The sequence below is a fragment of the Marinactinospora rubrisoli genome, assembly GCF_042664915.1.
In the GTDB taxonomy this organism is placed as follows: Bacteria; Actinomycetota; Actinomycetes; order Streptosporangiales; family Streptosporangiaceae; genus Marinitenerispora; species Marinitenerispora rubrisoli.
Map to the genome: position 1 here is coordinate 30,634 of NZ_JBHTBH010000019.1, position 25,666 is coordinate 56,299.

Annotated in this window: 17 protein-coding genes; 4 read left to right on the forward strand and 13 right to left on the reverse strand. The window is 75.5% G+C overall.

From position 1 onward, the window contains the following. Window positions 1–155: 155 nt before the first annotated feature. From ACFQRF_RS26660 to ACFQRF_RS26670, 3 genes are read right to left on the reverse strand one after another with little or no spacing between them, the layout of a single operon-like run. Window positions 156–938, reverse strand: coding sequence for an SDR family NAD(P)-dependent oxidoreductase (locus ACFQRF_RS26660; protein ID WP_379874114.1), 783 nt, complete (start codon window positions 936–938; stop codon window positions 156–158). Window positions 939–968: 30 nt separating this feature from the next. Further along, the gene (locus ACFQRF_RS26665) at window positions 969–2,129 is read right to left on the reverse strand and encodes an acyltransferase family protein (RefSeq protein ID WP_379874115.1); all 1,161 of its coding nucleotides are present in this window, start codon (window positions 2,127–2,129) and stop codon (window positions 969–971) included. A gap of 29 nt (window positions 2,130–2,158) precedes the next feature. Continuing rightward, window positions 2,159–2,800 carry a TetR/AcrR family transcriptional regulator gene (locus ACFQRF_RS26670; protein ID WP_379874117.1) on the reverse strand — a complete coding sequence of 214 codons (642 nt, stop codon included), beginning with the start codon at window positions 2,798–2,800 and terminating at the stop codon, window positions 2,159–2,161. 954 nt (window positions 2,801–3,754) lie between these two features. Between ACFQRF_RS26670 and ACFQRF_RS26675 the strand changes: the two genes are divergently transcribed. Further along, on the forward strand, window positions 3,755–4,318 hold the full coding sequence (locus ACFQRF_RS26675; protein WP_379874118.1) for a septum formation family protein: 564 nt from the start codon (window positions 3,755–3,757) through the stop codon (window positions 4,316–4,318). 180 nt (window positions 4,319–4,498) lie between these two features. Here ACFQRF_RS26675 and ACFQRF_RS26680 read toward each other — a convergent pair whose 3' ends face one another. Beyond that, on the reverse strand, window positions 4,499–5,560 hold the full coding sequence (locus ACFQRF_RS26680; protein WP_379874120.1) for an Lrp/AsnC family transcriptional regulator: 1,062 nt from the start codon (window positions 5,558–5,560) through the stop codon (window positions 4,499–4,501). A 141-nt stretch (window positions 5,561–5,701) separates the two neighbouring features. On the opposite strand from ACFQRF_RS26680, the gene ACFQRF_RS26685 reads away from it, so the two are divergent. Beyond that, window positions 5,702–6,964, forward strand: a complete 1,263-nt coding sequence (locus ACFQRF_RS26685) for a metal-dependent hydrolase family protein (protein ID WP_379874121.1) — start codon at window positions 5,702–5,704, stop codon at window positions 6,962–6,964. 88 nt (window positions 6,965–7,052) lie between these two features. Next, window positions 7,053–8,600, forward strand: a complete 1,548-nt coding sequence (locus ACFQRF_RS26690) for an AbgT family transporter (protein WP_379874123.1) — start codon at window positions 7,053–7,055, stop codon at window positions 8,598–8,600. Between the two features lie 25 nt (window positions 8,601–8,625). Here the strand turns inward: ACFQRF_RS26690 and ccrA are convergent, their stop codons facing one another. The 3 genes from ccrA to ACFQRF_RS26705 are packed head-to-tail and all read right to left on the reverse strand — an operon-like array spanning window position 8,626 to window position 12,264. After that, window positions 8,626–9,984: a crotonyl-CoA carboxylase/reductase gene (ccrA, locus tag ACFQRF_RS26695; RefSeq protein WP_379874124.1), complete on the reverse strand. Its 1,359-nt coding sequence runs from the start codon at window positions 9,982–9,984 to the stop codon at window positions 8,626–8,628. Window positions 9,985–10,018: 34 nt separating this feature from the next. Beyond that, on the reverse strand, window positions 10,019–10,783 hold the full coding sequence (locus ACFQRF_RS26700; RefSeq protein ID WP_379874126.1) for a thioesterase II family protein: 765 nt from the start codon (window positions 10,781–10,783) through the stop codon (window positions 10,019–10,021). A 50-nt stretch (window positions 10,784–10,833) separates the two neighbouring features. Continuing rightward, on the reverse strand, window positions 10,834–12,264 hold the full coding sequence (locus ACFQRF_RS26705; RefSeq protein WP_465262342.1) for an acyl-CoA carboxylase subunit beta: 1,431 nt from the start codon (window positions 12,262–12,264) through the stop codon (window positions 10,834–10,836). Window positions 12,265–12,678: 414 nt separating this feature from the next. Here ACFQRF_RS26705 and ACFQRF_RS26710 point away from each other — a divergent pair, with 414 nt between their 5' ends. Further along, a complete protein-coding gene (locus tag ACFQRF_RS26710) occupies window positions 12,679–13,521 on the forward strand; it encodes a metallophosphoesterase family protein (RefSeq protein WP_379874141.1) in 843 nt (280 codons plus the stop codon). A 19-nt stretch (window positions 13,522–13,540) separates the two neighbouring features. Here the strand turns inward: ACFQRF_RS26710 and ACFQRF_RS26715 are convergent, their stop codons facing one another. The 6 genes from ACFQRF_RS26715 to ACFQRF_RS26740 form a co-directional block, all read right to left on the reverse strand. Then, complete coding sequence (locus ACFQRF_RS26715) at window positions 13,541–14,272, reverse strand: SDR family oxidoreductase (protein ID WP_379874127.1); 732 nt, start codon at window positions 14,270–14,272, stop codon at window positions 13,541–13,543. 444 nt (window positions 14,273–14,716) lie between these two features. Next, complete coding sequence (locus ACFQRF_RS26720) at window positions 14,717–15,706, reverse strand: zinc-binding dehydrogenase (protein WP_379874129.1); 990 nt, start codon at window positions 15,704–15,706, stop codon at window positions 14,717–14,719. Between the two features lie 86 nt (window positions 15,707–15,792). Further along, window positions 15,793–16,746 (reverse strand): quinone oxidoreductase family protein, encoded by a 954-nt coding sequence (locus ACFQRF_RS26725; RefSeq protein ID WP_379874130.1) that lies wholly within the window; start codon window positions 16,744–16,746, stop codon window positions 15,793–15,795. A gap of 189 nt (window positions 16,747–16,935) precedes the next feature. Further along, window positions 16,936–18,156: an FAD-dependent oxidoreductase gene (locus ACFQRF_RS26730; RefSeq protein ID WP_379874132.1), complete on the reverse strand. Its 1,221-nt coding sequence runs from the start codon at window positions 18,154–18,156 to the stop codon at window positions 16,936–16,938. Continuing rightward, the gene (locus tag ACFQRF_RS26735) at window positions 18,153–25,277 is read right to left on the reverse strand and encodes a type I polyketide synthase (RefSeq protein WP_379874133.1); all 7,125 of its coding nucleotides are present in this window, start codon (window positions 25,275–25,277) and stop codon (window positions 18,153–18,155) included. Before ACFQRF_RS26735 ends, ACFQRF_RS26730 begins: the two co-directional genes overlap by 4 nt. 14 nt (window positions 25,278–25,291) lie before the next feature. Then, window positions 25,292–25,666, reverse strand: a 375-nt coding sequence (locus ACFQRF_RS26740; protein WP_379874135.1) for an acyl carrier protein, incomplete at its 5' end; no start/stop codon positions are given.

The following is a 25,666-nucleotide window of genomic DNA, read 5'->3' on the forward strand; positions in this document are numbered from 1 at the left end:
CGTCCCCGTTCCGCTGCGTTGCGTGGCGTTCCGGCCGTCCTGGCCGTGTGGTGTGCCGATTTTGGACGGTGGCGGGGACATTCCGGTTTCGTGCCGGTGGTGCCGCTGGTGCCGGGGGCGGGTGTGCCGGCCGCTTCCGCCCCCGGCGGGTGGGGTCAGGCCGCGGCGGGTGGTCCGTCGACGGTGGTGCCGGTGAGCGGGTCGTAGTAGGGGTAGGGCCGGGGCGGGGTGCCGGCCATGACGATCCAGGCGGCTCCGGTGCCGCCTTCGGCGATGACGTGCTCGGCCGCGGCGGCGACGTCGTCCGGGGCCATGATGTCGTCGACGGGCAGCCCCACCTTGGCCAGGGCGGGGAGCAGTGGCCGGACCAGTGGGGTGTCGACGAAGCCGGGGCACAGCGCGTTGACGGTGATGTGGTGCGGGGTGAGGACGGGGGCCAGGGAGCGGACCACGCCGACGACGGCGTGCTTGGTCGCGGTGTAGGTGACGTTGCCGGGCGAGGGGATGAGGCCGGCGAGGCTGGCGGTGACGAGGATCGCACCCCCTCCGGAGGCCTGGAGCGCGGGCACGGCGGCGTGCGCCCCGTAGACGACACCGTCGAGGTTGACGCTGACGCCGCGGCGGTGCGCCTCGACGTCGAGTGCGGCGTCCGGGCCGCCCAGGGTGCCGGTCCCGGTGCCGGCGTTGAGGTGGGCGATGTCGAGGCGGCCGTACCGTTCGAGGGCGACGGCGACGGCGGCCTCGTTGGCGGCGGGGTCGGCGACGTCGGCCTGGACGTGGTGGCCGCCGACGGCCTCGGCGACGCGGCGGCCGTTCTCGGTGTCGATGTCGGCGACCACCACGCGGCCCCCGGCGGCGGCGATCCGCCGGGCGACGGCCTCGCCGATGCCGCTGCCGCCGCCGGTGATGAGTGCGACCTTGTCCTGGAAAGTGCTCATGGGTTCCTCTCCGGTGGGTCGGGCCGCGGTTCAGAGTACGCGGCGGGCGTACGGGATTCCGCGGACGAGCGCGGCGAGCGCCCAGCACAGCGGCACGCAGATGAGGGCGGCCACCGCGAACTTGGCGATGCCGATGGCCTGCCAGCCGCTGAGGGCGTATCCGGCGGCGACGAGCACCAGCGGGTGCAGGACGTAGACGGCGAAGGCGTTGTCGGAGAGGAAGCGGCCGAGGCGGCCCTGGCGGTTCAGGCGGGCGCTGAAGAGGGCGAGCAGCGCGGTGATCATGCCGGCGGCGAAGACGTTCTCCCAGGCCGCGTTGGCGAGCGACTGCCACGATCCGGGCGCGGCCTCCAGCAGCTGCCGCGCGAACGGCAGGAAGACCAGCGTGCCGGCCACCGCGACGGCGAGGCCGGTCCAGCCGGCGGCGGCCGGGACCCGCCCGGTCCAGCCGCGCCGGGCGGCGAGGACGCCGACCGCGAACAGGGCGATGTACTGCGGCAGGAAGCCGGGGCTGGGCAGGCCGACCACGGGCCAGTAGACGGCGGGGTTGACGCTTCGCCACAGGTAGGTGATGAGGGTCAGGGCGACGACGAAGCCGATGACGGCCAGCGGCCCGGGGCCCGGGCGGGGCGCGGGCGGGCCGGCGGGCTCGGCCGGGGCGGCGGTGCGTCCGGCGCGGACCCGGCGGAGCAGGACGTATCCGATGGTCAGGGCGAGCAGTACCTCGACGAACCACAGCGGCCCGGGGTCCCAGCTGACGAGGTAGAAGAACCAGTACGGCATGTCGTGTCCCGCGGCGCGCAGGTCCTCGTAGGTGCCGGTGGTGAGCAGCGGGCGGAGGAACAGCAGGAAGCCCAGCAGGGGTACGCCCAGGCGCACGAGCCGGTCGCGCAGGAAGGGGCGGGGGCCTTTGCGGTCGAGGGATCCGGGGACGAAGAAGCCGGAGATGAGGAAGAAGAGCCCCATGAAGTAGGCCTGGTTGGCCACGACGAATAAGTCCAGCGCGGCCGCGGACGGGTCGGTGGCCGGTTCGCTGTAGAACCACAGGCCGAAGGTGCCGTAGGTGACGGCGACGTGGTGCAGGACGACGAGGACGGTCAGCGCCACGCGGATGTTGTCGACGAAGTGCAGCCGGGGGCGGCGCGGGGCGGTGCGCGCCGCGGTCTCGGGGGGCCGGGTGGAGTGGGCCATGGTGGTCGGTTCCTTCTGTTCGGAGGGGGTCAGCGGGGGCCGGGGGCACGGACCGCGTTGACGAGGAGGTCGGCGAGCTGCTCGGCGTGGCCCATGAGGTCGTGGTCGGGGTGGACGGCCCAGTAGCCGAACATGGCGTCCACGGCGGCTTGGTGGGTGACGGCCATGACGCGGGCGTCGAATGCGCGGAACTCGCCGTTCTGCTGGCCGGAGCGGTAGAGGTCCTCCAGAGCCTGGTAGAGCTCTCCGCTGGTGGCGATGCCGTACGCGGCCTTGCCGTCCGGGCCGCGGTGGTGGCCGAAGATCTCACCGAGGGCGATGACCTGGTCGCGGTGCTCGCGCATGTACTCGGCGGCGCCCAGGACGTGGGCGCGCACGGCTTCGGTGACGGTGGGCTGGGCGAGGATGCGGGGCACCATGTGCTCGGTGACGTCGGTGTAGACGCGGGTGACGACCTCGCGGACGAGCTCGTCCTTGCCGGCGAAGTGGTAGGAGATCACTCCCTTGCTGATTCCGGCGTGTTGGGCGATGCGGGCCAGCGAGGCGGCGGGGTAGCCGTGTTCGGCGATGGTGGCGATCGCCGCGGCGATGATCTGGGTGCGGCGGGCCTGTTCGATGAACGACCGCTCGCCGTCCCCGTTCTGACCGCTCGGCTGATTCTTTGACCGCATGGCCAAAAATTAGCACACGCGGCCAGTCGATGCCGCCTCCCGCACGGGGGACGGTGTGGGGGCCAGCCTGAGCGGCTGCGGAGCGGGAAAAGCATCCGAGCGGCTGCGGAGCGAAATAAGCCGAGGGGCGGACAGGTCGGCCCCGGGGGCGGCGTGGCCGGCGGGGGCTCGCTCGCCGGGGCCGAAGGCCGTGGCGTCACCATCGGGTGACGTCAGGGACTGAGGGGGCTCCCGGCAGACCCACGTCGGCGCACCGCGCATCGATCGGCCGAACGGCCGGCCCTGGATCAGTGGCGTCCGGATCCTGTCGACGATCGCACCCGTGCCGCCGTCCGTGATCGGTTCGTCACGGAGGAGTCGCCGGTGGAGCACCGCGGCGGCAGCGGCGGGGACGTCGAGCGAGCGGTCCCCGGATGGCGTCGTCGGACGTAAGGGCCGGTCGACGCCTTCCGTTGCGTGCGCCGGTACGTCTTCGACGGTTCGACGCAGGGAGTCGGCATAACGCCGGCGGAAGGGGTCGCAGACCTCCGGCCGCTCCCGCCATCGCGAGAGCCGCGACCGGATCGGCGCGCGAGGAAGCCGGGCCGGCTCAGCCGGGCGGCGCGGCGCCGGAACCGGGGCGGAGCAATGGCGCCGGGGGCCGAGAGAGATGTCCGACGGGTGTTCGCCCCACGTTTCGATGACGGGAACCGTTCGGCGGCACACTCCGTCAGAGGGTTCGGACGCGGTTCACGGCGCCGGGTGCAGCCAGCACTCACGCTCCGTGACCTTCGGCTGTTCACGCGCCCCGGACGGCGGCGGGCGGGATCGGTTCACCCGAACGGACTCCCGAATCCGACAAGTCGCCTACCAGCGGAAATGTCGTCCAGGTCGGGAACAGTCCGTCAACCGTCTGAAGGGTCTGTTATGTTTACCCGCACCTTAGCCCCCTGAATCGCTTTGGAGCTATCAGTAATGTCCCAGCCGTTCGGCGCCTACCTGCGCGCCTTCACCCTTGGTAGTGTCGCCCTCGGTGCCGCCGTCACGCTCTCCGCCTGTGGCGCCCTGCCCGGCCTGGGCGCCCCGGCCCAGCAGCCCGCCGACAACGGCGCCTCCACCGGCACGGACGCCGGCACCGGCGCCGACACCGGCAGCGAGGCCCCCGCCGCGGGGGCCGAGGACGCCGATGTCTTCGACATCGCCGTCGGCGACTGCCTCAACGACGCCGCCATGACCGGCGAGGTGCAGGAGGTGCCGGTCATCTCCTGTGACCAGCCGCACGACTCCGAGGTCTACGCCAGCGTCATGATGGACGACGGCGCCTTCCCCGGTGACGAGGCCGTCAACGCCGAGGCCGAGACCGAGTGCGACGCGGAGTTCACCAACTTCGTCGGCCTCCCGTACATGGAGTCCGTGCTGCTGTACTCGTGGTACGTGCCCACCGAGCAGTCCTGGGCCGGCGGCGACCGTGAGATCCTCTGCCTGATCTCCTCCCCCGACGGGCAGACCACGGGCAGCCTGCAGGGCGCCAACCGCTGACCGAGCGGACTCGACCGCCGGCACCCCGCTGATGGCGGGCGGGACCGGCGCCTTCCCCTCGTGCCCCGGCCTTGCCCCGCCGGGGACAGTCCCCCGCCTTCCCCTCCCTCTTCCCGCCGCTCTCCGCTGCCCCGTTGCGTGCGCGGCGGCGTGGCCACGCTCCCCGCTCGCCGGTGCCGTTCATCGCGCGCTCCCCCGCGCCGCCGGTCCCGGCTCCGCCCACTGGGCCATGGGCACGACCCCCACACAGCGCCCCGCCTCGTCCAGCAGCCGCCCCATGTGCTTCACGGTGGCCAGCACGACCGCGCGGTCCTCGATGGTCAGCCGCGCGAGGCGCCCGGACAGATACGCCTCCAGCGCGTGCACCTCGGTCACCCCGCGCAGCCACACGTCGATGATGAGGTTGTGCGGCCCCGCCGCCACCATGCAGGAACGCACCTCCGGCACCCCCGCGAGCACCCGGCTCACCTCGTTGAGGTGTTCCGCGGGCGCCGAGGCGAGGTAGATCGCCGACACCGGCCATCCCGACAGCGGGCGCGCGATGTCGCAGCGCAGCACCACGCGGGATCCCACGAGCGCCCGCAGCCGGCGCCGGACGGTGGCCACACTCGTTCCCGCCCGGGCGGCCAGGTCGTTCAGCGGCATGCGGCCGTCGATGCCCAGCAGCTCCATCAGCCGGCCGTCGACCTCGTGCCACGGCGCCATCGGCCCCACCGGCGCCGGAACCGCGCGCTCCATCCGGCGCCGCTGCTCGGCGTCCAGGCTGCGCAGCCGCCAGCGGCTGCCTTCGACGGGCATCATCGTGGCCACGTGCGTGCGGGTGGACTTCACCCCCGTGATGGGCGACACCTCGCGGGCGAGGTAGCGGGCCAGCTCGTCCAGCCCGGCGGCCTGCACCGTGACCACGATGTCACGGCCGCCCGCCGTGCGCTTGACGTTGACGGCGGCCCGGTGGGCGGCCAGCTGCCGCGCGACGTCATCGCTGGCGCCCGCCACGGTCTCGATCTCCACCGTGGCGATGACGACGTTGCTTCCCTCGGCCGGGCGCGAGTGCGCCGTCACCCAGGCCAGGCCGCGGTCCGCCAGCCGCCGCCACCGCCGTGACACGGTCACCGGATCCACGCCCAGCACCTCGCCCACCAGGGTCCACGGCGCGCGGGGATGGATCTGCAGCGCGTTCACGATCCCGCGGTCGAGCTCGTCGATGTCCTCCAGGACGGCGGCGGTTTCCTGCGTTCCCATGGATGGCATATTCCTGCGTCGTCCCGCTCGCTTCAAGGAAAAAACTGCAGGTTAACGCAGTCGTGACACTCCGATTCGACAGTCGGGTGTCCAGCCGGATCGTCCGGTGTCCTCTGTCCCCGTACCTGGGAAGGCCACGGCTTGAACACCACCATCCACGCCTCCAGCGCCCTGCGGATCGAACGGGCCCGCCTGATCGACGGAACCGGCGCCGCGCCGATCGACGACGCGGTCCTCGTGGCCGGCGATGACGGTGTCATCGGCTACGCCGGCCCGGCGGCCGGCGCCCCGGCCCCCGCCGGTGAGCGTGTCATCGACGCCGGCGGGCGCACGGTGCTGCCCGGCTTCTTCGACTGCCACGTGCACCTGGGCTTCCAGCACGGCCGCAGCCCCGGCCGGCGCGCCGAGGAGGACCCGGTGCTGCAGATGCTGGGGACCGTGCGGCGGCTGCGGGAGACGCTGGACGCCGGCATCACCAGCGCCCGCGACCTGGGCGGCCTGCCCGCCGGGTTCCGCACCGCGGTGGAGCAGGGGCTGGTCGAGGGGCCGCGGCTGCAGACCGCCGTGCGCATCATCGGCCACACCGGCGGGCACAGCGACGTGCGGCTGCCGGACGGTCACGACCTCAGCGGCGGCATGAGCGAGATCGCCGACACCGAGGACGAGGTGCGGCTGGCGACGCGGCGGGTCATCCGCGCCGGCGCCGACCTGATCAAGGTGTGCGCCACCGGCGGCATGGGCAGCCCCTACGACCAGCCGGACGACGAGGAGCTGACGGAGGCGGAGATCCGCGCCGTCATCGACGAGGGGCGCCGGCACGGCGGGCGGGCGGTCGCGGCGCACGCCCAGGGCACGGCGGGCATCATGACCGCGCTGCGGGCCGGCGTCACCAGCATCGAGCACGGCTACGGCATGGACGACGCGGCCTGCGACCTGGCCGGTGAGACCGGTGCGTTCGTGGTGCCGACCCTGTCCACGGTCTACGCCGGCATCAACAAGGAGACGATGCCCGACTACCACTACCAGAAGAAGATCCGCTGGTCGGGGATCACCAAGACCAACATCGCGCGGGTGATCGAGCGGGGGCTGCCGGTGGCGCTGGGCACCGACGCGGCCGTCGGCCCGCACGGGGTGAACCTGATGGAGCTGAGCTATCTGGTGGACCTGGGGATGACGCCGATGGGCGCCATCATCGCCGGGACGCGCACGGCCAGCGAGCTGCTGGGGGTGTCCGGCCGGCTGGGCACCCTGGAGGCCGGCAAGCTCGCCGATGTGGTGGTGTGCGACGGCGACCCGCTGCGCGACATCACCGTGCTCGGCGACCCCGGCAACGTGGTCTGTGTCGTCCAGCAGGGCGTCGTCCGCAAGGACCTGCTGCCCGCTCCGGCCCGCACCGCCGCCTGACGTCCGCTCCCCCTCCCCCATTCGCGGGCGGCGCCGGCCCGGCCGCCGCCCGTTCTCCCCATCTCCCCTCCCTTTTCACGAGGAAGCCATGAACGCCGACATCGACGCGACCGCGAAGCGGTCCGCGCTGCTGGATCGCGTGCTGGGCGGCATCGAGTGGGCCGGCAACCGCCTCCCGCACCCGGTGCTGCTGTTCGCGCTGTTGTTCGTCCTGCTGGCCGTGGTGTCCACGGTCCTGGAGCTGACCGGTGTCAGCGTGACCGTCCCCGGCACCGACGAGACCCGCGCGGTGCAGGGCCTGCTGAGCGGTGACGGCCTGGCCTGGCTGCTGGAGAACCTGGTCGGCAACTTCGCCGGGTTCCCGCCGTTCGCCACGGTGCTCGTCCTCATCATGGCGGTCGGGCTGGCCGAGAAGACCGGCCTGCTGGAGACCGCGGTGCGGGCGACGCTGGCGCGGGCGCCCCGCGCGGTGCTGCCGTACGCGGTCGCGTTCGTGGCCTGCCAGGCGCACATGATGAGCGACGTCGCCATGGTCGTGATCCCGCCGCTGGCCGCGATGCTGTTCCGCAGCGCCGGGCGGCACCCGGTGGCGGGACTGCTCGGCGGGTTCGCGTGCACCGGCGCGGGGTACGCGGCGGGGTTCACGGTCGGGTCGCTGGACGCGCTGTACGTGGGCATCACCCAGCAGGCGATGACGGTGCTGCCCGAGGCCGCCGGGGTGCACGTCAACCTGCTGTCCAACTACTTCTTCACCGCGGCCAGCAGCGTGGTCCTGGGCCTGCTCGGCGGGTTCCTGATCGCCCGGGTGCTGGAGCCGCGGCTGGGGACGTGGAGCGGCGGCACGGCCACGGACGGCGCCGGCGAGCCGGTGGTCTCGGCGCGGCAGCGGCGCGCGCTGCTGGTGGCCGGCGCGGTGCTGGCCGGCTACGTGGCGCTGGTGCTGACGGTGTGGCTGTGGCCGGGCAGCCCGTTGCGCGGGGAGGACGGCGCCCTGGTCCCCTCGCCCGGGCTGTCGGGGATCGTGCCGATGTTCTTCGGCGCGTTCGTGCTCACCGGCCTGGCGTACGGGGTCGTGGCCGGGACGGTGCGGTCCAGCGGCGACGCGATCACGATGGCCGGCGAGGCGGTCAAGGGGATGTCGGGCTACGTGGTGCTGGTGTTCGTGGCCGCCCAGGTGATCGCGCTGTTCGAGTGGTCCAACGTCGGGGTGGTGCTCGCGGTGAAGGCCGCCGCGCTGCTGGAGTCGGTCGGGCTGACCGGGTTCGGGGCGATCGTGCTGTTCATCCTGCTGGCCTGCCTGCTCAACCTGTTCATCACCTCGGGGTCGGCGTTGTGGTCGCTGATGGGCCCGGTGTTCGTCCCGGCGTTCATGCTGCTCGGGCTGGACCCGGCGCTGAGCCAGGCGGCGTTCCGGATCGGCGACTCGGCGACCGGCATCATCACGCCGATGAACCCGTACCTGCTGCTGGTGCTCGCCATGCTGCGGGAGTACGAGCCGGACGCCCGGCTGGGCACGCTGATCTCGCGGCTGTCGATCTTCGTGGTGCCGTTCCTGGTGGTCTGGACGGTGCTGCTCGGCGCGTTCTACGTGTTCGACCTGCCGCTGGGGGTCGGCAGCGGCATCCGGCTGCCGTGACCCGCGGCCCCGGCCGGTCGCGCGTTCAGACGGCGGCCGGCCGGGGCGCGGCGCGGAACGCGGTGATGCCGGCCAGGTGCCGGTCGCGCAGCTCCGGGTCGCGCACGCCCAGGCCGTCGGCCGGGGCGAGGCAGCGCACGCCGACCTTGCCCTGGTGCCGGTTGCGGCGCACGTCCAGCACGGCGGTCGGTGTCTCCGCCAGCGGGTAGGTGACGGACAGCGTCGGGTGGAGGTGACCGCGGGCGAGCAGCCGGTTGGCCTGCCATGCCTCCCGGTAATTGGCGAAGTGGGTGCCGACGATGCGCTTGAGGTGCATCCACAGGTAGCGGTTGTCGTAGCTGTGCGTGTAGCCGCTGGTGGAGGCGCAGGTGATGACGGTGCCGCCGCGCCGGCACACGTAGACGCTCGCGCCGAAGGTGTCGCGGCCCGGGTGCTCGAAGACGATGTCGGGGTCGTCCCCGCCGGTGAGTTCGCGGATGCGCTGGCCCAGGCGCCGCCACTCCTTGGGGTCGGGGGTGTGCTCGTCCCGCCAGAACCGGTAGTCCTCGGCAGTGCGGTCGATGACGAGCTCGGCGCCCATCCGGCGGGCGAGGGCGGCCTTCTCCGGGGAGGAGACGACGCAGACCGGCACGGCGCCGCCGCGCAGCGCGTACTGGGTGGCGTAGGAGCCGAGCCCGCCGGTGGCGCCCCAGATGAGGACGGTGTCGCCCTGCTTCATGGCGGCGCCGTTGCGGGAGACGAGCTGGCGGTAGGCGGTGGAGTTGACCAGGCCGGAGCAGGCGGCCTCCTCCCAGGTGAGGTGGGCCGGCATGGGCATGAGCTGGTTGCCGCGCACCAGGGCGATCTCGGCGAGTCCCCCGAAGTTGGTCTCGAAGCCCCAGATCCGCTGCGCGGGGTCGAGCATTGCGTCGTCGTGGCCGTCGGGGTGCTCCAGGTCGACGGACAGGCAGTGGGCGACCACCCGGTCTCCCGGGCACCAGGCGTGCACGCCGGGGCCGACGCGCAGGACGACCCCGGCGAGGTCGGACCCGAGCACGTGGTAGGGCCGGTCGTGGCGGCGGCCGAGCTCGGAGGTGCGGCCGTAGCGGCGCAGGAACTCGAAGGTGGGGACGGGTTCGAAGATGGACGACCAGACGGTGTTGTAGTTGACCGCGCTGGCCATGACCGCCACGATCACCTCGCCGGGGCCGAGGTCGGGCACGGGCACCTCGTCCAGGTGCAGGGAGGCGCGGGGGTCCTTCTCCTCGCTGGGGGTGCCGGCGAACATGTCGGTCTCGTCGGCGTGCACGGTCACGGCCCGGTAGCTCTCGGGCAGCGGCAGTGCGGCGTAGGCGGCGGGGTCGCGTTCGTCGGCGAGGACGGCGCTGAGGATCTCGGCTGTCATGTCTGTTCGCCTCTCTGTCGGGGCCCGCGCGTGGTCACCGCCCGGGGGACGGGACCGAGCGCACCGCGGCGCGGACCAGGTCGGTGACGGCCCGCTGGTGCGCGGTGAGGTAGAAGTGGCCGCCGGGGAAGGTGTGCAGCTCGAACGGCCCGCTGGTGTGGCCGCGCCACGCCTCGGCTTCGGCGCGGGTGACGCGGGGGTCGTCGCGGCCGACGAGCACGGTGACGGCGCAGTCGAGTTCGGGGCCGGGACGGTGCCGGTAGGTCTCGGCCGCGGTGTAGTCGGCACGGATGGCGGGGAGCACCATGCGGAGGAGTTCCTCGTCGGCGAGGACCTGGTGGGCGGTGCCGTCGAGGAGGCGCAGTTCCCGCAGCAGGCCGTCGTCGTCCATGAGGTGCACCCGTTCGTCGCGGTGGGTGGCGGGGGCGCGGCGGCCGGAGGCCAGGAGCGCGGCCGGTGCGGGGCCGCCCGCGGCGGTGAGCCGCCGGGCGGCCTCGTACCCGAGGAGCGCGCCCATGCTGTGGCCGAAGAGGACGAGCGGGCGGCCGTCGAGCGTGCCGAGCACGGCGGCGATCCGGTCGGCGAGTTCGCCGAGGTCGGTGACGCACGGTTCGGCGCGCCGGTCCTGCCGGCCCGGGTACTGGACCGCGACGACCTCGCAGTCGGCGGCGAGCGCGGCGGAGAGCGGGAAGTAGAAGCCGGCGGATCCTCCGGCGTGCGGCAGGCACACCAGGCGGGCGCCGTGTGGGGGGCCGGGGTGGAAGCGGCGCAGCCACCGGTCGGCGTCTTCTGCGGGCACGGTCGGGGTCCTGTTCTGGTCGTGGGCGGGCCGGGTGTGGTGGGGCGGGCTCAGAGGGGGATGTTGCCGTGTGCGCCGCGGCGGGCGGGTGCGGCGGCGAGCGCCTGTGCGATGCGGGTGCGGGTGCGGGCGGGGTCGATGACGGCGTCGACGACGCCGATGGCGCGGGCGCGGTCCACTCCCCCGGCGGCGGCGGTGTGCTCGGCGACGAGCCGGGCGCGCAGGGCCGGGCGCTCGTCCTCGGGGGCGGCGGCCAGCGTCTTGCGGTGCAGCACGCCGACCGCCGCCTCGGCCCCCATGACGGCGACTTCGGCGCCGGGCCAGGCCAGGACGGCCGTGGCGCCCAGGGACCGGGAGTTCATGGCGATGTAGGCGCCGCCATAGGACTTGCGGGTGACCAGGGTGACGCGGGGCACGACGGCCTCGGCGAAGGCGTGCAGGAGTTTGGCGCCGCGGCGGACGACGCCGCCCCACTCCTGGTCGACGCCGGGGAGGTAGCCGGGCACGTCGACGAGCACGAGCAGCGGCACCCCGAAGGCATCGCACATGCGGACGAACCGGGCGGCCTTCTCCGCGGACAGCGAGTCCAGGCAGCCGCCTTTGCGCAGCGGGTTGTTGGCGATGACGCCGACGGTGCGCCCGCCGAGCCGGCCCAGCCCGGTGACGACGTTGGGGGCCCAGCGGGCCTGCAGTTCCTCGAAGCCGCCGTCCTGCGCCGCGTCGAGCAGGGCCCGTACGAGGGGCCGCACGTCGTAGGCGCGGCGCGGCTGGGCGGGCAGCAGGCCGCGCGGGTCGGGCACGTCGCCGACGGCGTCGGCGTCCATGCGGCCCTGGCGGGCCAGCAGGGCGGTGATGGCGCGGGCCCGCGCGTAGGCGTCGGCCTCGGTGGCGGTGGTGACGTGCGCGACGCCGGACCGGCGGCCGTGCGCGTCGGTGCCGCCGAGCCCGGCCATGTCGATGGTCTCGCCGGTGACGCTGCGGACGACGTCCGGGCCGGTCACGAAGAGGCGGCCGGTGTCGGCCATGATCACGACGTCGGTCAGGGCGGGGCCGTAGGCGGCGGCTCCGGCGGCCGGGCCGACGACCACGGATATCTGCGGGACGCGGCCGGAGGCGCGGGTCATCGCGGCGAACATCCGGCCGACGCCGTCCATGGACTGCACGCCGTCGGCGAGGCGGGCGCCGCCGGAGTGCCAGATGCCGAGGACCGCGCGTTCCTCGGCCGCGGCGGTGTCGATCGCCTGGATGATCCGGTCGGCGCCGGCCGCGCCGAGGGCGCCGCCCATCCGGGTGGCGTCGGTGCAGTAGGCGAGGACGTCGGCGCCCCGGATACGGCCGCGCACGGCGCGCACCTCGTCGGTGTCGGCGCCGGCGAGCGGCCGGATCGAGCCGGCGTCCAGCAGCCGGGCGAGGCGGACGCCGGGCGACCGGGGGTCGGCGCCGTCGGTGTCACTCGGTGGGGAGGAGGTCAGCACCGTCACGGTTGCCCCTGGAAGGTCGGTGGTCGGACGGGGGTGCGCGCGACGCGGCGGGGAGTCCGGGCCGGCCGGTGCCGGGACGCCGGCACGGTCGCCGGGTCGGGGGCTGCCGCTCGGGTCGGCCATCACGCAAGCTACCGGCGGCGGCCCCCTACCTCCCACCCCTTACCCACCCCTATCCCGCGCGGACGGACCGCTACCGCCGCCTGCCCGGCCGCGCGGGCGTGGCCGGGCCGCCGCGGCTCCGCCACCCGGCGGGCGCGCGGCGGGCGGCGTCTGCGATGATCGGGCCGGCGGCGGGCCCGCCGGTGTCCGGGGAGCGTGCGAACGAACTGAGGGCCGGTGATGTGCGGTGTCGGTGCGGTACACGGTGGGGGCGGCGTGGTGAGCGGCGCGGGCGGCGGGTCCGCGCGGCTGATGGCGGTCAGCGACCTGCACGTGGCGTTTCCGGAGAACCGGCGGATCGCGGCGGAGATCGAGCCGCGGTCGGCGGCGGACTGGCTGATCGTGGCGGGTGACGTGGCGGAGCGGGCGGCCGACGTGGAGTGGGCGCTGCGGCGGTTGCGGGACCGGTTCGCGGTGGTGGTCTGGGTGCCGGGCAACCACGAGCTGTGGACCCCGCGAGAGGATCCGGTGCGGCTGGCGGGCGAGGAGCGGTACCGGTACCTGGTCGACATGTGCCGGCGGATCGGGGTGCTCACCCCGGAGGACCCCTACCCCGTCTTCACCGGCGCGGGCGGGCCGGTGACGGTGGCGCCGCTGTTCCTGCTGTACGACTACACCTTCCGGGTGGCGGGCACGTCGACCAAGGAGGAGTCGCTGGCGCGGGCGCACGAGGCCGGGGTGGTGTGCTCGGACGAGTTCCTGCTGCGCCCCGACCCCTATCCGAGCCGGGACGCCTGGTGCCGGGCCCGGGTGGAGTGGACTCGGGCGCGGCTGGAGGAGTGCGATCCGGAGCTGCCGACCGTGCTGGTGAACCACTTCCCGCTGGTGCGCGAGCCGACCCGGGTGCTGCGCTACCCGGAGTTCGCGCAGTGGTGCGGCACGGAGCTGACCGCCGACTGGCACCTGCGCTACCGTGCCGCGGCCGTGGTGTACGGCCATCTGCACATTCCCCGCACCACCTGGTACGACGGGGTGCGGTTCGAGGAGGTCTCGATCGGCTACCCGCGCGAGCGCCGCGGCCGGGGGCTGCCGCGGGGGGTGCTGCGGCAGATCCTGCCGGCCGGCGAGGACGCCGATGCCGGCGCGGTGTTCTGACCGCGTCTGGGCACACGGCTCAGGAGAGCCGGTCCGGGTAGCGGGTGGGGGCGATGCGGGCGCCGTCCGGGGCGATGATGGCGTCGCCGTGGACGGCGGCGAACATGCCGGCGGTGTCGTCGGTGACCACGGAGCGCCGGTCGCCCCTGGCGGCCAGGGTGAGCCGGCCGAGTTCATCGAGGGGGTACACGTCGGGCCCCGCGATGTCGAGGGTGCCGTTCAGCGGGCGGCCGGCGGCGACTTCGGCGACGATGCGGGAGACGTCCGCGGCGGCGATCGGCTGGATCGGCGTGCGGGGCAGGCGGACGGTGTCGCCCTCGGTGGTCATGGCCAGGATCGCGTCCATGAACTCCATGAACTGCGTGGCCCGGACGATGGAGTACGGGACCGGCCCGGCCTTGAGGATGTCCTCCTGCAGCACCTTCGCCCGGTAGTAGTCCAGGCCGGGAACCCGGTCCGCGCCGACGATCGAGAGGATGACGAAGTGCCCGGCCCCGGCCCGCTCGCTCGCGGTGAGCAGGTTGCGCATGGAGGTCCGGAAGAAGCCGAGCGAGGCGGCGTCGAAGGTCGGGGAGTTCGTCAGGTTGACGACGACGTCGGCGCCGGCCACGGCCGCCTCCACCCCACGGCCGGTGACGACGTCCACGCCCGTGGACAGCGAGTGCGGCACGGCCTGGTGCCCGGCCGCGTTCAGGTTCGCCACGACCCGCGACCCGATCAGCCCGGTTCCCCCGATGACCGCGACGTTCATGAGATGTGCCCGCTTCCGGTGCTCGCTGCCCTCGGGCGCCCGGCGCCGTGCGGCGCCGCCGGCCGGGCGTGTCCGGGATCGGCGCGCGGCGGTACCGGCGCACTCGCGTGTCACGCCCTTCGGCGGGACCGAGCCCGCACGGTGCCGATGAGATCCCCGAGCATCCTACGGCCGCCGGCCCGGCCGTCCGCGTAGCCTCGCCGGACCGCGTGCCGACCTGCCCGCCGCAACCCCGGGCGAGCGGCGTCCGCACCCGCGTGGCCGGGTTAGTTCACAACGAACCGGGTCCCGGCCGGTCCCGCTCCCCCGACCGCCGCGAACCGCACCGTGCGCGTCCGCCACTGTCGGCGGCCCCCGGACGCGCGGCGGCGTGCGGCCAGGCCCAGGGGCACCGCCGCGTCCCCGGGGGTTCCGGCTAGGTGCGAACCGGGGTGACGGGCGGCATCACCCGCGGCCGGGCAGCACGAGGACCTTGCCGGAGACGCCGGCCTCCAGGGTGCGGAAACCGTCGGCGGTCCGGCGCAGCGGGAAGCGGGCGGCGACCTCGCTCACGGCCTCGGGGCGGCGGGCGGCGAGGTGCAGCGCGGCGGTGACCAGGCCGACGACGTCGGCGTAGCCGGACACGTAGGCGGCGGCGTTGAACTTGGTGAGGAAGACCCCGCCGGCGGTGTAGAGGCGGTGGAGGCCGGCGTCGGGCACGGGTCCGGACAGCTCGCCGTAGGTGATGAGGCAGCCGCGCGGGGCCAGCAGGCCGAGGCTGGTGGTGAAGGTGGCGGCGCCGATCGGGTCGAACACGGCGTCGGCGCCGCGCCCGCCGGTGTGGGCGCGCACCGCGGCCGCCACGTCTTCTGCGGCGCGGTCCACGACGCGGGCGGCGCCCAGGGCCCGCACGGCCGTTCCGCGCGCGCCGGTGGCCACCCCGACGACGTCGGCGCCGCGTTCGGCGAGGATCGCGACGAGGAGCCGGCCCACCGCTCCGGCCGCTCCCCACACCACGGCGGTGCGGTTCTCCAGCGGCCACACCCGGGCGAGCGCCCCGGCGGCGGCGCCGGCGTGCGCCAGGCCGGCGGCCTGTTCGAGTCCGAGCCCGGGCGGTACGACGGCGAGGCGGTCGGCGGGGACGATGACGTGGCTGGCGCAGGCGCCGGTGATGCCGGCGCCGCAGACCCGGGTTCCGGCGGTGAGGGTGGTGCCCGGGCCGGTGGCCACGACGGTGCCGGCACACTCCAGGCCCACCGGGTGCGGGAACGGCCGGGTGACGACGTAGCCGCCGGACCGGATGAGCGTGTCGGCGTGGTTGAGGCCGACGGCCGCGACCTCGACGAGAACCTCGCCGGCGCCCGGGGGCGGCAGGTCCTCGGAGCCGACCTCGATCGTGTCCGGCCCGCCGGGGGCGAGCGCGCGGGCGACCGTCCGGTGCGGGGGGATGTCCATTGCTGCCGCCTTTCTGGTGGTTGGGTGGCCGGAGGCCCGGGGAGCGGACCGGCGGTGGCGGGGCGTGGCGGGGTGGACGGCCGGGCTCAGGGCAGCACGACGAGCCGGCGGCCGCGCACCTGCCGGGTCCACGCGGCCTCGATGTCGCGCAACGGCACCGTCTCGTGGTCGACGCTGATGTGGCCCCGGGCGGCGTGCGCCATGACCGTGGCGTACAGCTCCCGCATGTCGTCGGCGGGCGGCACCGGCGCGGGGCTGATGGAAAGGCCGGTGCGGCGCAGCGCGCCGGCCCGCAGCGTGATGCCGGCACCGGCGCTGCTGCCGAGCTGGAGGTAGCGGATGCCGGAGCGGGCGATGAAGGAGCGCGGCAGCGCGTCGAGCAGGATCTGGGCCGGGCGGCCCCAGAGGTAGTCCAGGACGACGTCGTAGCCGGTATCGCCGGCCTCGCGGGCGAAGGCGGCGGCGAGCTCGGCCTCGGGCCGGTCGAGCTGGACGGTGGAGTCGGCGCCGGCCTCCCGCAGGGCGGTGAGGGCCACGGGGTCGCGGCCGGCGGCGACCACCCGGCCGGCGCCCAGGGTCTTGGCGATGCGCACGGCGCAGGTGCCGGTGACACCGGTCGCGCCCAGGACGAGGACCGTCTCCCCCGCCGCGAGCCGGGCGCCGCGGGTGATGGCGATCCAGGCGGACAGCGCCGGGTGGACGAGTCCGGCGGCGGCGGTGTCGCCGAGGCCGTCGGGCACCGGGAAGCAGAACTCCCGGGGGGCGACGGCGTACTCGGCCATGGACCCGTACGGTGCGCGCAGCACGCCGAACGCGACCCGGCTGCCGTCCTGAAGGACGCCGATCCCCTCCGTCCCGCAGACGAACGGCGTCCGGCGGGCACCCGCGTAGTCGCGGTCGGTGGTGACCCACTTCGCCAGCGGGGTGAGGGCGGCGGCGCGAACCCGCACCAGCGCCTCGCCCGGTTCCGGGGTCGGCGGCGGGAAGCGGGTGCAGCGGGGCGGCTCGCCGAAGGCGTGCAGCACTGCGGCGTGCATCATCGGGGCTCCTCGGTGGGTGCTCCGCCGGTGGGGCGGAGGGGAACGGTCTCGGGCGCCGGCCGGCCGGGGCCCATGGGGGCGGCGCGGGGCCGGGCGATGGCCGCGCCGGAGCGGGGGCGGCGGCCGGTGTGCCGCCCCCGCGATCGCGGTCCGGGGTGGTCGCGGGCCGCCGTGGGACGGCTCGCCGGGTCAGGCCGGAACGCCGCCGGGTCGTGGCGGCGCGGGCAGGTCGCGGTTGAGGTAGTTGCTGAGCGAGCCGACCTGCGCGAGGTTGAGCCGGGTGGCGGGCAGCCGGTCGCCGAGGAGCCGCAGCAGCCACGGCGGCGCGGGGACCGTGCGCCGGCCCATCATCCGGGCGAGGCGCCGCATCCGGCGGATGCGGGGCAGCCGGGCCTGCTCGTAGCGGCGCAGCCGCTCGGCGGGGGTTCCGGTCCCGGTGAGGGCGTGGCCGAGCACCCAGGCGTCCTCCAGGGCCTGGTTCAGCCCCATGCCGAGGCGGGGCGGCACGGCGTGCGCCGCGTCCCCGGCGAGGGTGACGGGGCCGGTCCCCCACGTGCGCGGGATGCGGTGCAGGATGTGCGGGAAGACGCCGACGTCGGCGTCGGTGATGGACTCCAGCAGCTGGGGCAGCACCGGGGCGGTCCAGTGGCCGAACCTGGCGCGCAGCGCGGCCACCGGCGACGCGGGGGCGCCGGGGCCGGCGGTGCCGCCCCCGGCGGGCGGGGGCGCGGCCTGGCCGTCGGTCCAGGGCACCTCGAAGGCCCAGTAGACGAGGCCGTCGCCGACCGGGTGCATGACGCAGATGCCCTCGGTGCCGAAGACGCTGAACACGCGGTGCCCGTTGGCGAACTCGCCGGGCACCGGGGTGATGCCGTGCCAGGTGGCGTCGCCGGTGGGGGCGGCGGGGTCGGGGCCGAACAGGTGGGCGCGCACGGCGGAGCGGTGGCCGTCCGCGCCGATCACCGCGTCGCCCCGCGCCTGGCCGCCGTCGGCGAAGGTGACGGTGACGGGCTCGCAGGGGCCGGCGCGCTCGGTGACGGCGACGCACCGCCGCCCGTACCGGACGGTGCCCTCGGGGACCAGTGCGGCGAGGCGGGCGAGGACGCGGCCGCGGGTGCTGACCAGGATGGGCGAGCCGTGGACGGCGGCGATCTCGGCGAGCCGGACGGTCATGGCGGGCCGGCCGTCGTGGGCGAGGCCGTTGATCGCGTCCATCCGGGCGCCCAGGCCGTCGAGATCGACGCCGAGTTCGCGCAGCAGCGCGGTGCCGTTGGGGAACAGCAGGACGCCGTTGCCGCTGAGCCGCGGCGCGTCGGCGCGTTCGTACACCTCGACCTCGTGTCCGGCCCGGGCGAGCGTGATCGCGCTGGCCAGGCCGCCGACCCCGGCTCCGATGATCAGGACTTTCATGGTGTGCTCCGCATGTTGTCGGCCGGCCCGGGAGGGCTGGGTGTGGGGTGGTCGGTGTCCGTGCCGGTGGTGAGCCAGGCGGCGACGGCCTGCGCGGTGGTCGCGGAATGGTCCTCCAGGATGGAGAAATGGTCGCCCGGGACGTCGACGGCGGTGTGCGGTGGTTCCCAGAAGGAGCGCCACTCCCCGTCGGGGTCGATCCCGGCGAACGGTTCGCCGGCCCGCACCAGGAGCGTGGGGGTGGTGACCGGGCGGGGCCGCCAGCCGGCGAAGATGCGCGAGTAGCAGCCCATCGCCGACAGCTTGACGTCGCTGAGCAGGTCGGCGTCGCTTTCGCGGTCCACCATGGCGCCGCCCATCGCGTCGCCCAGGCCGGTGCGTTCCATGTGCTCCGGGGAGGAGCTGTCGAGCAGGACGAGGGCGGCGGGCGCGGGCCCCGTCTCCGCCAGTTCGCCGGTGACCGCGTGCGCGAGCCAGCCGCTGGCGGATCGGCCGACGAGGACGAACGGTGCCGTGCCCAGGTGGCGGCGGACGGCTTCGGCCTGCAGGCGGGCCAGCGCGTCGAGGTCGGCGGGCAGCGGCTCGCCGTCGGCGAAGCCGGGTTCGCGCAGGGCGAGCACGTCGCGGTCGCCGCGGAAGTGGGCGGCGAAGCGGGCGTACTCCTGGGGGCCGGCGACGGGGCTGAAGGAGGGCAGGCAGACCAGGGCGGGCCCGGTGCCGCCACGGGCGAGCCGGACGGGATCGGGCGGGTCGGGCAGCCGGGTGCGGTGGAACGCGGGGCGGATGCGGGAGGCGGCCTCCAGGAGGTGGGTGGCCTCGGCGATGCGGCCGCGTTCGCAGGCCTGGAGGTAGAGGGTGGCGAGCGGGCCGAGCGGTGCGGTGCCGGTCCCGGCGGCGGTGCCGGTGGGTTCCTCGGCGAGCCGCGCGGTCACGTGGTCGGCGAGGTCGGCCGGTGTGGCGTGGTCGAAGAGCAGGCTCGCGCCGAGCCGCAGGCCGGTGGCGGCGGCGAGGCGGTCGCGCAGTTCCACGGCGCTGAGCGAGTCCAGGCCGATCTCCAGGAAGGGCCGGCGGTCCTCGACCGCCTCGGGTTCGGGGTAGCCGAGGACGGCGGCGGCGTGCGCGCGCACGAGGTCCAGGACGGCGGTGCGGCGCTGGCCGGCGGGAAGGTCGGCGAGCCAGGGGCCGGTCATGGGGTGGGCCGGTGCGGGCGGCTCCGGCGTGGGGGCGGTGGCCGGGTGCCGGGTGCTGGTGGGCGCGGCGTCCTCCAGCCAGTACCGACGGTGGTCGAAGGCGTAGGTGGGCAGCTCGGCCGGGCGGGGGCGGCGCGCGCCGAACAGCCGGGACCAGTCGGGGCGGACGCCGCGCAGGTGCAGGGTGGCGACGGCGGTGACCAGGGCGTGCGGCTCGGCGCGGTCGGCGCGCTGGGCGGGCAGGAAGGCGGCCGGGTCGGCGTCGTCGGGCAGGCAGTCGCGCGCCATGGGGGTGAGCACGGCGGCGGGCCCGATCTCGACGAAGGTGCCGGCTCCGGCGGTGTGCAGCCGGCGCACGGCGTCGGCGAACCGGACGGGACTGCGGACGTGCCGGACCCAGTAGTCGGCGGTGGTGATCTCGGCGGGGTCGGCGGCCTCGCCGGTGAGGTCGGAGACGACCGGGATGCGCGGCTCGCTGTAGTGCACCTGCTTGGCGACCGTGCGGAACTCGGCCAGCATCGGTTCCATCAGCGGCGAGTGGAACGCGTGGCTGACCCGCAGCCGGCGGGTGCGGACGCCCCGGTCGGTCAGGTGGGCGGCGAGTTCGGCCACGGCGGGTTCCCGGCCGGAGAGGACGGTGGAGCGGGGGCCGTTGACGGCGGCGACGGAGAGGTCGTCCGCGTGCGCGGCCAGCAGCGGCGCGATCTCCTCCTCCGCGGCCCGTACCGACAGCATCGCCCCGCCCTCGGGCAGCGCCTGCATCAGCCGGGCGCGCGCCGCCACCAGCGCACACGCGTCCTCCAGGGAGAACACCCCCGCCACGTGCGCCGCGGCCAGCGCGCCGATGGAGTGGCCCAGCACCAGCGCCGGCCGCACGCCCCAGTCGGCGAGCAGCCGGGCCAGCGCGGTCTCGAAGGCGAACAGCGCGGTCTGGGTGTAGACGGTGCGGTCGAGCAGGCCGGCCGCCGTGGTGCCGGGTGCGGCGGCGAGCACGTCGCGGAGCGGGACGTCGACGTGTCCGGCGAGTTCGGCGTCCAGGCGGGCGGCCACGTCATCGAACACCTCGGCGAACACGGGGTGGTGGTCCCGCAGTCCGGCGCCCATGCGCGGGCGCTGCGCGCCCTGCCCGGAGAACAGGAACGCGGTCTTGCCCGGCTCGGGTCCGGCACGGTGCTCGGCGACCCCGGCGGCGGGCTCGCCCGCCGCGAGCGCGCGCAGCCCCTCGGCGAACGCGGCGCGGTCGGCGGCCACCACGACGGCCCCGTGCCGGAACACCTCCCGGCCGGAGGCGAGGGTGGCGCCGACGTCGGCGGGGTCGAGGCCGGGGCCGCCGGTGACGTGGTCGAGGAGCCGGGCGGCCTGGCGGCGCAGCGCGGTCTCGGTCCGGGCGGACAGGATCCATGGGAGCACGGTCGCCGGAGCGCTCGGTGCGGGTCCGGCCGTGTCGGTGGGGTCGGGCGGCTGTTCCAGGATGACGTGGGCGTTGGTGCCGCTCACCCCGAAGGAGGACACGGCGGCCCGGTGCGGCCGGCCGGTCTCGGGCCACGGCCGGTGCTCGGTGAGCAGTTCGACGGCGCCCGCGGACCAGTCGACGTGCGGTGAGGGCGCGTCGACGTGCAGGGTGCGCGGCAGTTCGCCGTGCCGCATGGCCAGCACGGTCTTGATGACGCCCGCGACCCCGGCGGCGCCGAGGGTGTGGCCGATGTTGGACTTGAGCGAGCCGAGCAGGAGCGGCCGGCCGGCGGGCCGGTCCTGCCCGTAGGCGGCGATCAGCGCCTGCGCCTCGATGGGGTCGCCGAGCCGGGTGCCGGTGCCGTGCGCCTCGACGGCGTCCACGTCGGCGGGGGTCAGCCGGGCCGCGGCCAGCGCCTGGCGGATGACACGCTGCTGCGACGGCCCGTTCGGGGCGGTGAGACCGTTGCTGGCGCCGTCCTGGTTGACGGCGGTGCCGCGGACGACCGCGAGGACGGGGTGGCCGTTGGCGAGGGCGGTGGAGAGCCGTTCCACGACGAGCACGCCGACCCCCTCGCCCCAGCCGGTGCCGTCGGCGGCGGCGGCGAACGCCTTGCACCGGCCGTCAGCGGCCAGGCCGCGCTGCCGGCTGAACTGGATGAACGCGTCGGGGGTGGACATGATGGTGACACCGCCGGTCAGCGCCATGTCGCACTCGCCGTTGCGCAGTGCCTGGCAGGCCAGGTGCAGCGCCACCAGCGACGACGAGCACGCGGTGTCGACGGTGAGCGCGGGCCCCTCCAGCCCGAGGGTGTAGGCGACCCGGCCGGAGAGCACGCTGATGGCGCTGCCGTTGCCGAGGTAACCCTCCAGCCCCTCGGGGACGGCGCGCAGCCGGGTCGCGTAGTCGGCGGAGACGACGCCGGCGTAGACGCCGGTCCGGCTGCCGCGCAGCGAGGCCGGTGGGATGCCGGCGCGTTCCAGGGCCTCCCAGGAGACCTCCAGCATGAGCCGCTGCTGGGGGTCCATGGCGAGCGCCTCGCGCGGGGAGATGCCGAAGAAGGCGGGGTCGAAGTCGGCGGCGCCGGCCACGAATCCGCCGGAGCGGGTGTAGCTGGTGCCGGGGTGGTCGGGGTCGGGGTGGTAGAGGGCGTCGAGGTCCCAGCCGCGGTCGGTGGGGAAGTCCGTGATGGCGTCGCCGCCCGCGGCCAGCAGCCGCCACAGGTCGTCGGGGCCGCCGACGCCACCCGGGAGCCGGCAGCCCATTCCGACGATGGCGATCGGCTCGGCGGGGTCGCCGGGGCCGGTGGCCGGTGCCTCGGCGGGAGCGGTGCCGCCGAGGAGTTCGGCGCGCAGCGTCTCGGCCAGTGCGGCCGGTGTGGGGTGGTCGAAGACGAGGGTGGCGGGCAGCCGCAGGCCGGTCGCGGTGTCCAGCCGGTTGCGGAACTCCACCGCGGTGAGGGAGTCGAAGCCGAGTTCCTGGAAGGGCCGGTCGGCCGGCACCGCGTCGCGGTGGGTGTGCCCGAGGACGGCGGCGGCGTGCGCGCGGACGAGGCGCAGCAGGGCGGCGTCGCGCTCGCCGGCGGGCAGTGCCGCGAGGCGCCGGGCGAGCGGGACGTCCTTGGTGGCGGTCTCCGGTGCGGTGTCGGCGGCGTCGGGCGCGGGGGTGTCCGCGGCGGTGGCCGGGCCGGCCGGCCAGTACCGCTGGCGCTGGAAGGGGTAGGTGGGCAGCTGGACGGGGCGGGTGCCGCCGCCGGGGATCAGCGGGGCGAGGGAGGCGGCGCCGCGGGTGTGCAGCGCGGCCATGGCCTCGATCAGGGTGTGGTCCTCGGGCCGGGTGCGGCGCAGCGCGGGGACGAACAGTGGGGCGGCGCCGGTGGCGGTGGCGGGCAGGCAGTCGCGGCCCATGGCGCTGAGCACGCCGTCCGGGCCGAGTTCGAGGAACGTGCGCGCGCCGAGGGCGTGCGCGCTCCGGACGGCGTCGGAGTACCGGACGGGACAGCGGATGTGCCGGACCCAGTAGTCGGCGGTGGTGATCTCGGCGGGGTCGGCGATTTCGCCGGTGAGGTCGGAGACCACGGGGATGCGCGGCTCGGCGTAGCCTACCCGTTCGGCCACGGCGCGGAACTCCGCCAGCATGGGTTCCATCAGCGGCGAGTGGAACGCGTGGCTGACCCGCAGCCGCCGGGTCCGGACGCCGCGCTCGGCGAGCACCCCGGCGATCCGCTCCACCGCGGCGGCCGTCCCGGACAGCACGGTGGCCTGCGGGCCGTTGACCGCGGCGACGGAGAGGTCGTCCGCGTGCGCGGCCAGCAGCGGCGCGATCTCCTCCTCCGCCGCGCGTACCGACAGCATCGCCCCGCCCTCGGGCAGCGCCTGCATCAGCCGCCCGCGCGCCGCCACCAGCGCACACGCGTCCTCCAGGGAGAACACCCCCGCCACGTGCGCGGCCGCCAGTCCGCCGATGGAGTGGCCCAGCACCAGGGCCGGCCGCACGCCCCAGGACTCCACCAGGCGGAACAGTGCCGTTTCCAGCGCGAACAGGCCCGCCTGGGTGTAGACGGTGCGGTCCAGCAGGCCGGCGTCGGGGGATCCCGGCTCGGCGGCCAGGACGGCGGCGAGCGGCCGGTGCGCGGCCGTTCCGGGTGGGCCGCCGGCCAGGTGCGCGTCGAGCGGTTCGCAGGTGCGGGCGAGCACGGCGGCGAACTCGGGAAAGGCCGCTGCCGCGGCGCGGCCCATCCCGGCGCGCTGTGCGCCCTGCCCGGAGAAGAGCAGCGCGGGCCGCCGGGTGCCCTCGGCGGTCCCGGTGAGCACGCCCGGGGCGGGCTCGCCGGTGGCGACGGCGTCGAGTCCGGCGAGCAGCCCGGCGCGGTCCGCCGCGATGACGACGGCGCGTTCCCGGAAGGCCGAGCGGGCGGTGGCCAGGGTGTGCGCGACGTCGGCGGGGTCGAGGCCGGGGCGGTCGCGCAGGTGCGCGGCCAGCCGGCCGGCGTGCGCGCGCAGCGCCGCGGGCGTCTTCGCCGAGACGGGGCAGGCGAGCGGGTACGCCGGCCGTTCGGCGGCGGTGGTGACGGTGGTGGCGCCGGGTTCGGCGGGGGCCTGTTCCAGGATGGCGTGCGCGTTGGTGCCGCTGATGCCGAAGGAGGAGACGCCGGCGCGGCGCGGCCGGCCGGTCTCGGGCCACGGCCGGTGCTCGGTGAGCAGTTCGACGGCACCGGCCGACCAGTCGACGTGCGGTGAGGGCGCGTCGACGTGCAGCGTGCGGGGCAGTTCGCCGTGCCGCATGGCCTGGACCATCTTGATGACGCCGCCGACCCCCGCGGCGGCCTGGGCGTGCCCGATGTTGGATTTGAGCGAGCCCAGCAGGAGCGGCCGGCCGGCGGGGCGGTCCCGGCCGTAGGCGGCGAGCACGGCGTGTGCCTCGATGGGATCGCCCAGGGTGGTGCCGGTGCCGTGCGCCTCGACGGCGTCCACGTCGGCGGGGGTCAGCCGGGCCGCGGCCAGCGCCTGGCGGATGACGCGCTCCTGGGCGGGGCCGCTGGGCGCGGTGAGGCCGTTGCTGGCGCCGTCCTGGTTGATCGCCGACCCGCGGACGAGGGCCAGCACCGGGCGGCCGGCCCGCCGGGCGGCGGAGAGCCGTTCCAGCACGAGGACCCCCACCCCCTCGGCGAAGCCGGTGCCGTCGGCGGCGGCGGCGAACGCCTTGCACCGGCCGTCGGCGGCCAGGCCGCGCTGCCGGCTGAACGCGATCCAGCCGTCCGGTGTCGACATGACCGACACTCCGGCGACGAGGGCCCGGTCGCAGTCGTCGTCGCGGAGCGCCTGGCAGGCCAGGTGCAGCGCCACCAGCGACGACGAGCACGCGGTGTCCACCGTCACCGCCGGCCCCGCCAGGCCGAGTGTGTAGGCGACGCGCCCCGAGAGAACGGCGCCGCCGGAGCCGGTGGCGAGGTAGCCGTCGACCCCGCGCGCCAGTTTGGCCTGCAGGGCACCGTAGTCCTGGCCGTGGCTGCCGGTGAACACTCCGGTGCGGCTGCCGCGCAGCGCCAGCGGGTCGGTGCCGGTCCGCTCGACCGCCTCCCAGACGGCTTCCAGCAGCAGTCGCTGCTGCGGGTCCATGGCGATGGCCTCGCGCGGGGAGATGCCGAAGAAGTCGGCGTCGAAGTCCGGGGCGTCGTGCAGGAAGCCGCCCTCGCGGGCGTAGCTGGTGCCGGGGTGGTCGGGGTCGGCGTCGAAGAGCCGGTCGAGGTCCCAGCCGCGGTCGGCGGGAAACTCCCCGATCGCGTCCCGCCCGGCCGCCACCAGCTCCCACAGCTCCTCGGGTGTGCCGACGCCGCCCGGGTAGCGGCAGCTCATCGCGGTGATGGCGATCGGTTCCCGGGCGCGTTCGCCGAGCCGGTGGTTCTCGTGGCGGAGCCGCTCGTTCTCCTTCAGCGAGGCGCGCAGGGCCTCGACCACCCGGTCCGCGGGCGTGGTCATGGATTCCTCCCGTGTCATGCTCCGGCTCCGCCGAGCGCGCGGCCCACGAGTTCGTCGACGTCCAGTTCGTCGATGGCCCGCCCGTCGTCCGCCCCGTCGGCGGGCGCGGGGGCCGGGGCGGTGGTGCCGGCGCGGGCGAGTCCGGTGAGGGTGTCCAGCAGGCCGGCGTCGCGGAGCCGGGCGAGGGGGATGGTGGCCAGCAGCGCGCGCAGTTCCGCCTCCTCCACGGCGCCGCCGTCCGGCCCGCCGGGCTCGGGACCGGGTTCCCCGGGCAGCAGTTCGGCGTGCAGTTCGGCGGCGAGCGCGTCCGGGGTGGGGTGGTCGAAGACGAGGGTGGCGGGCAGCCGCAGGCCGGTGGCCGCCGTCAGCCGGTTGCGCAGTTCGAGGGC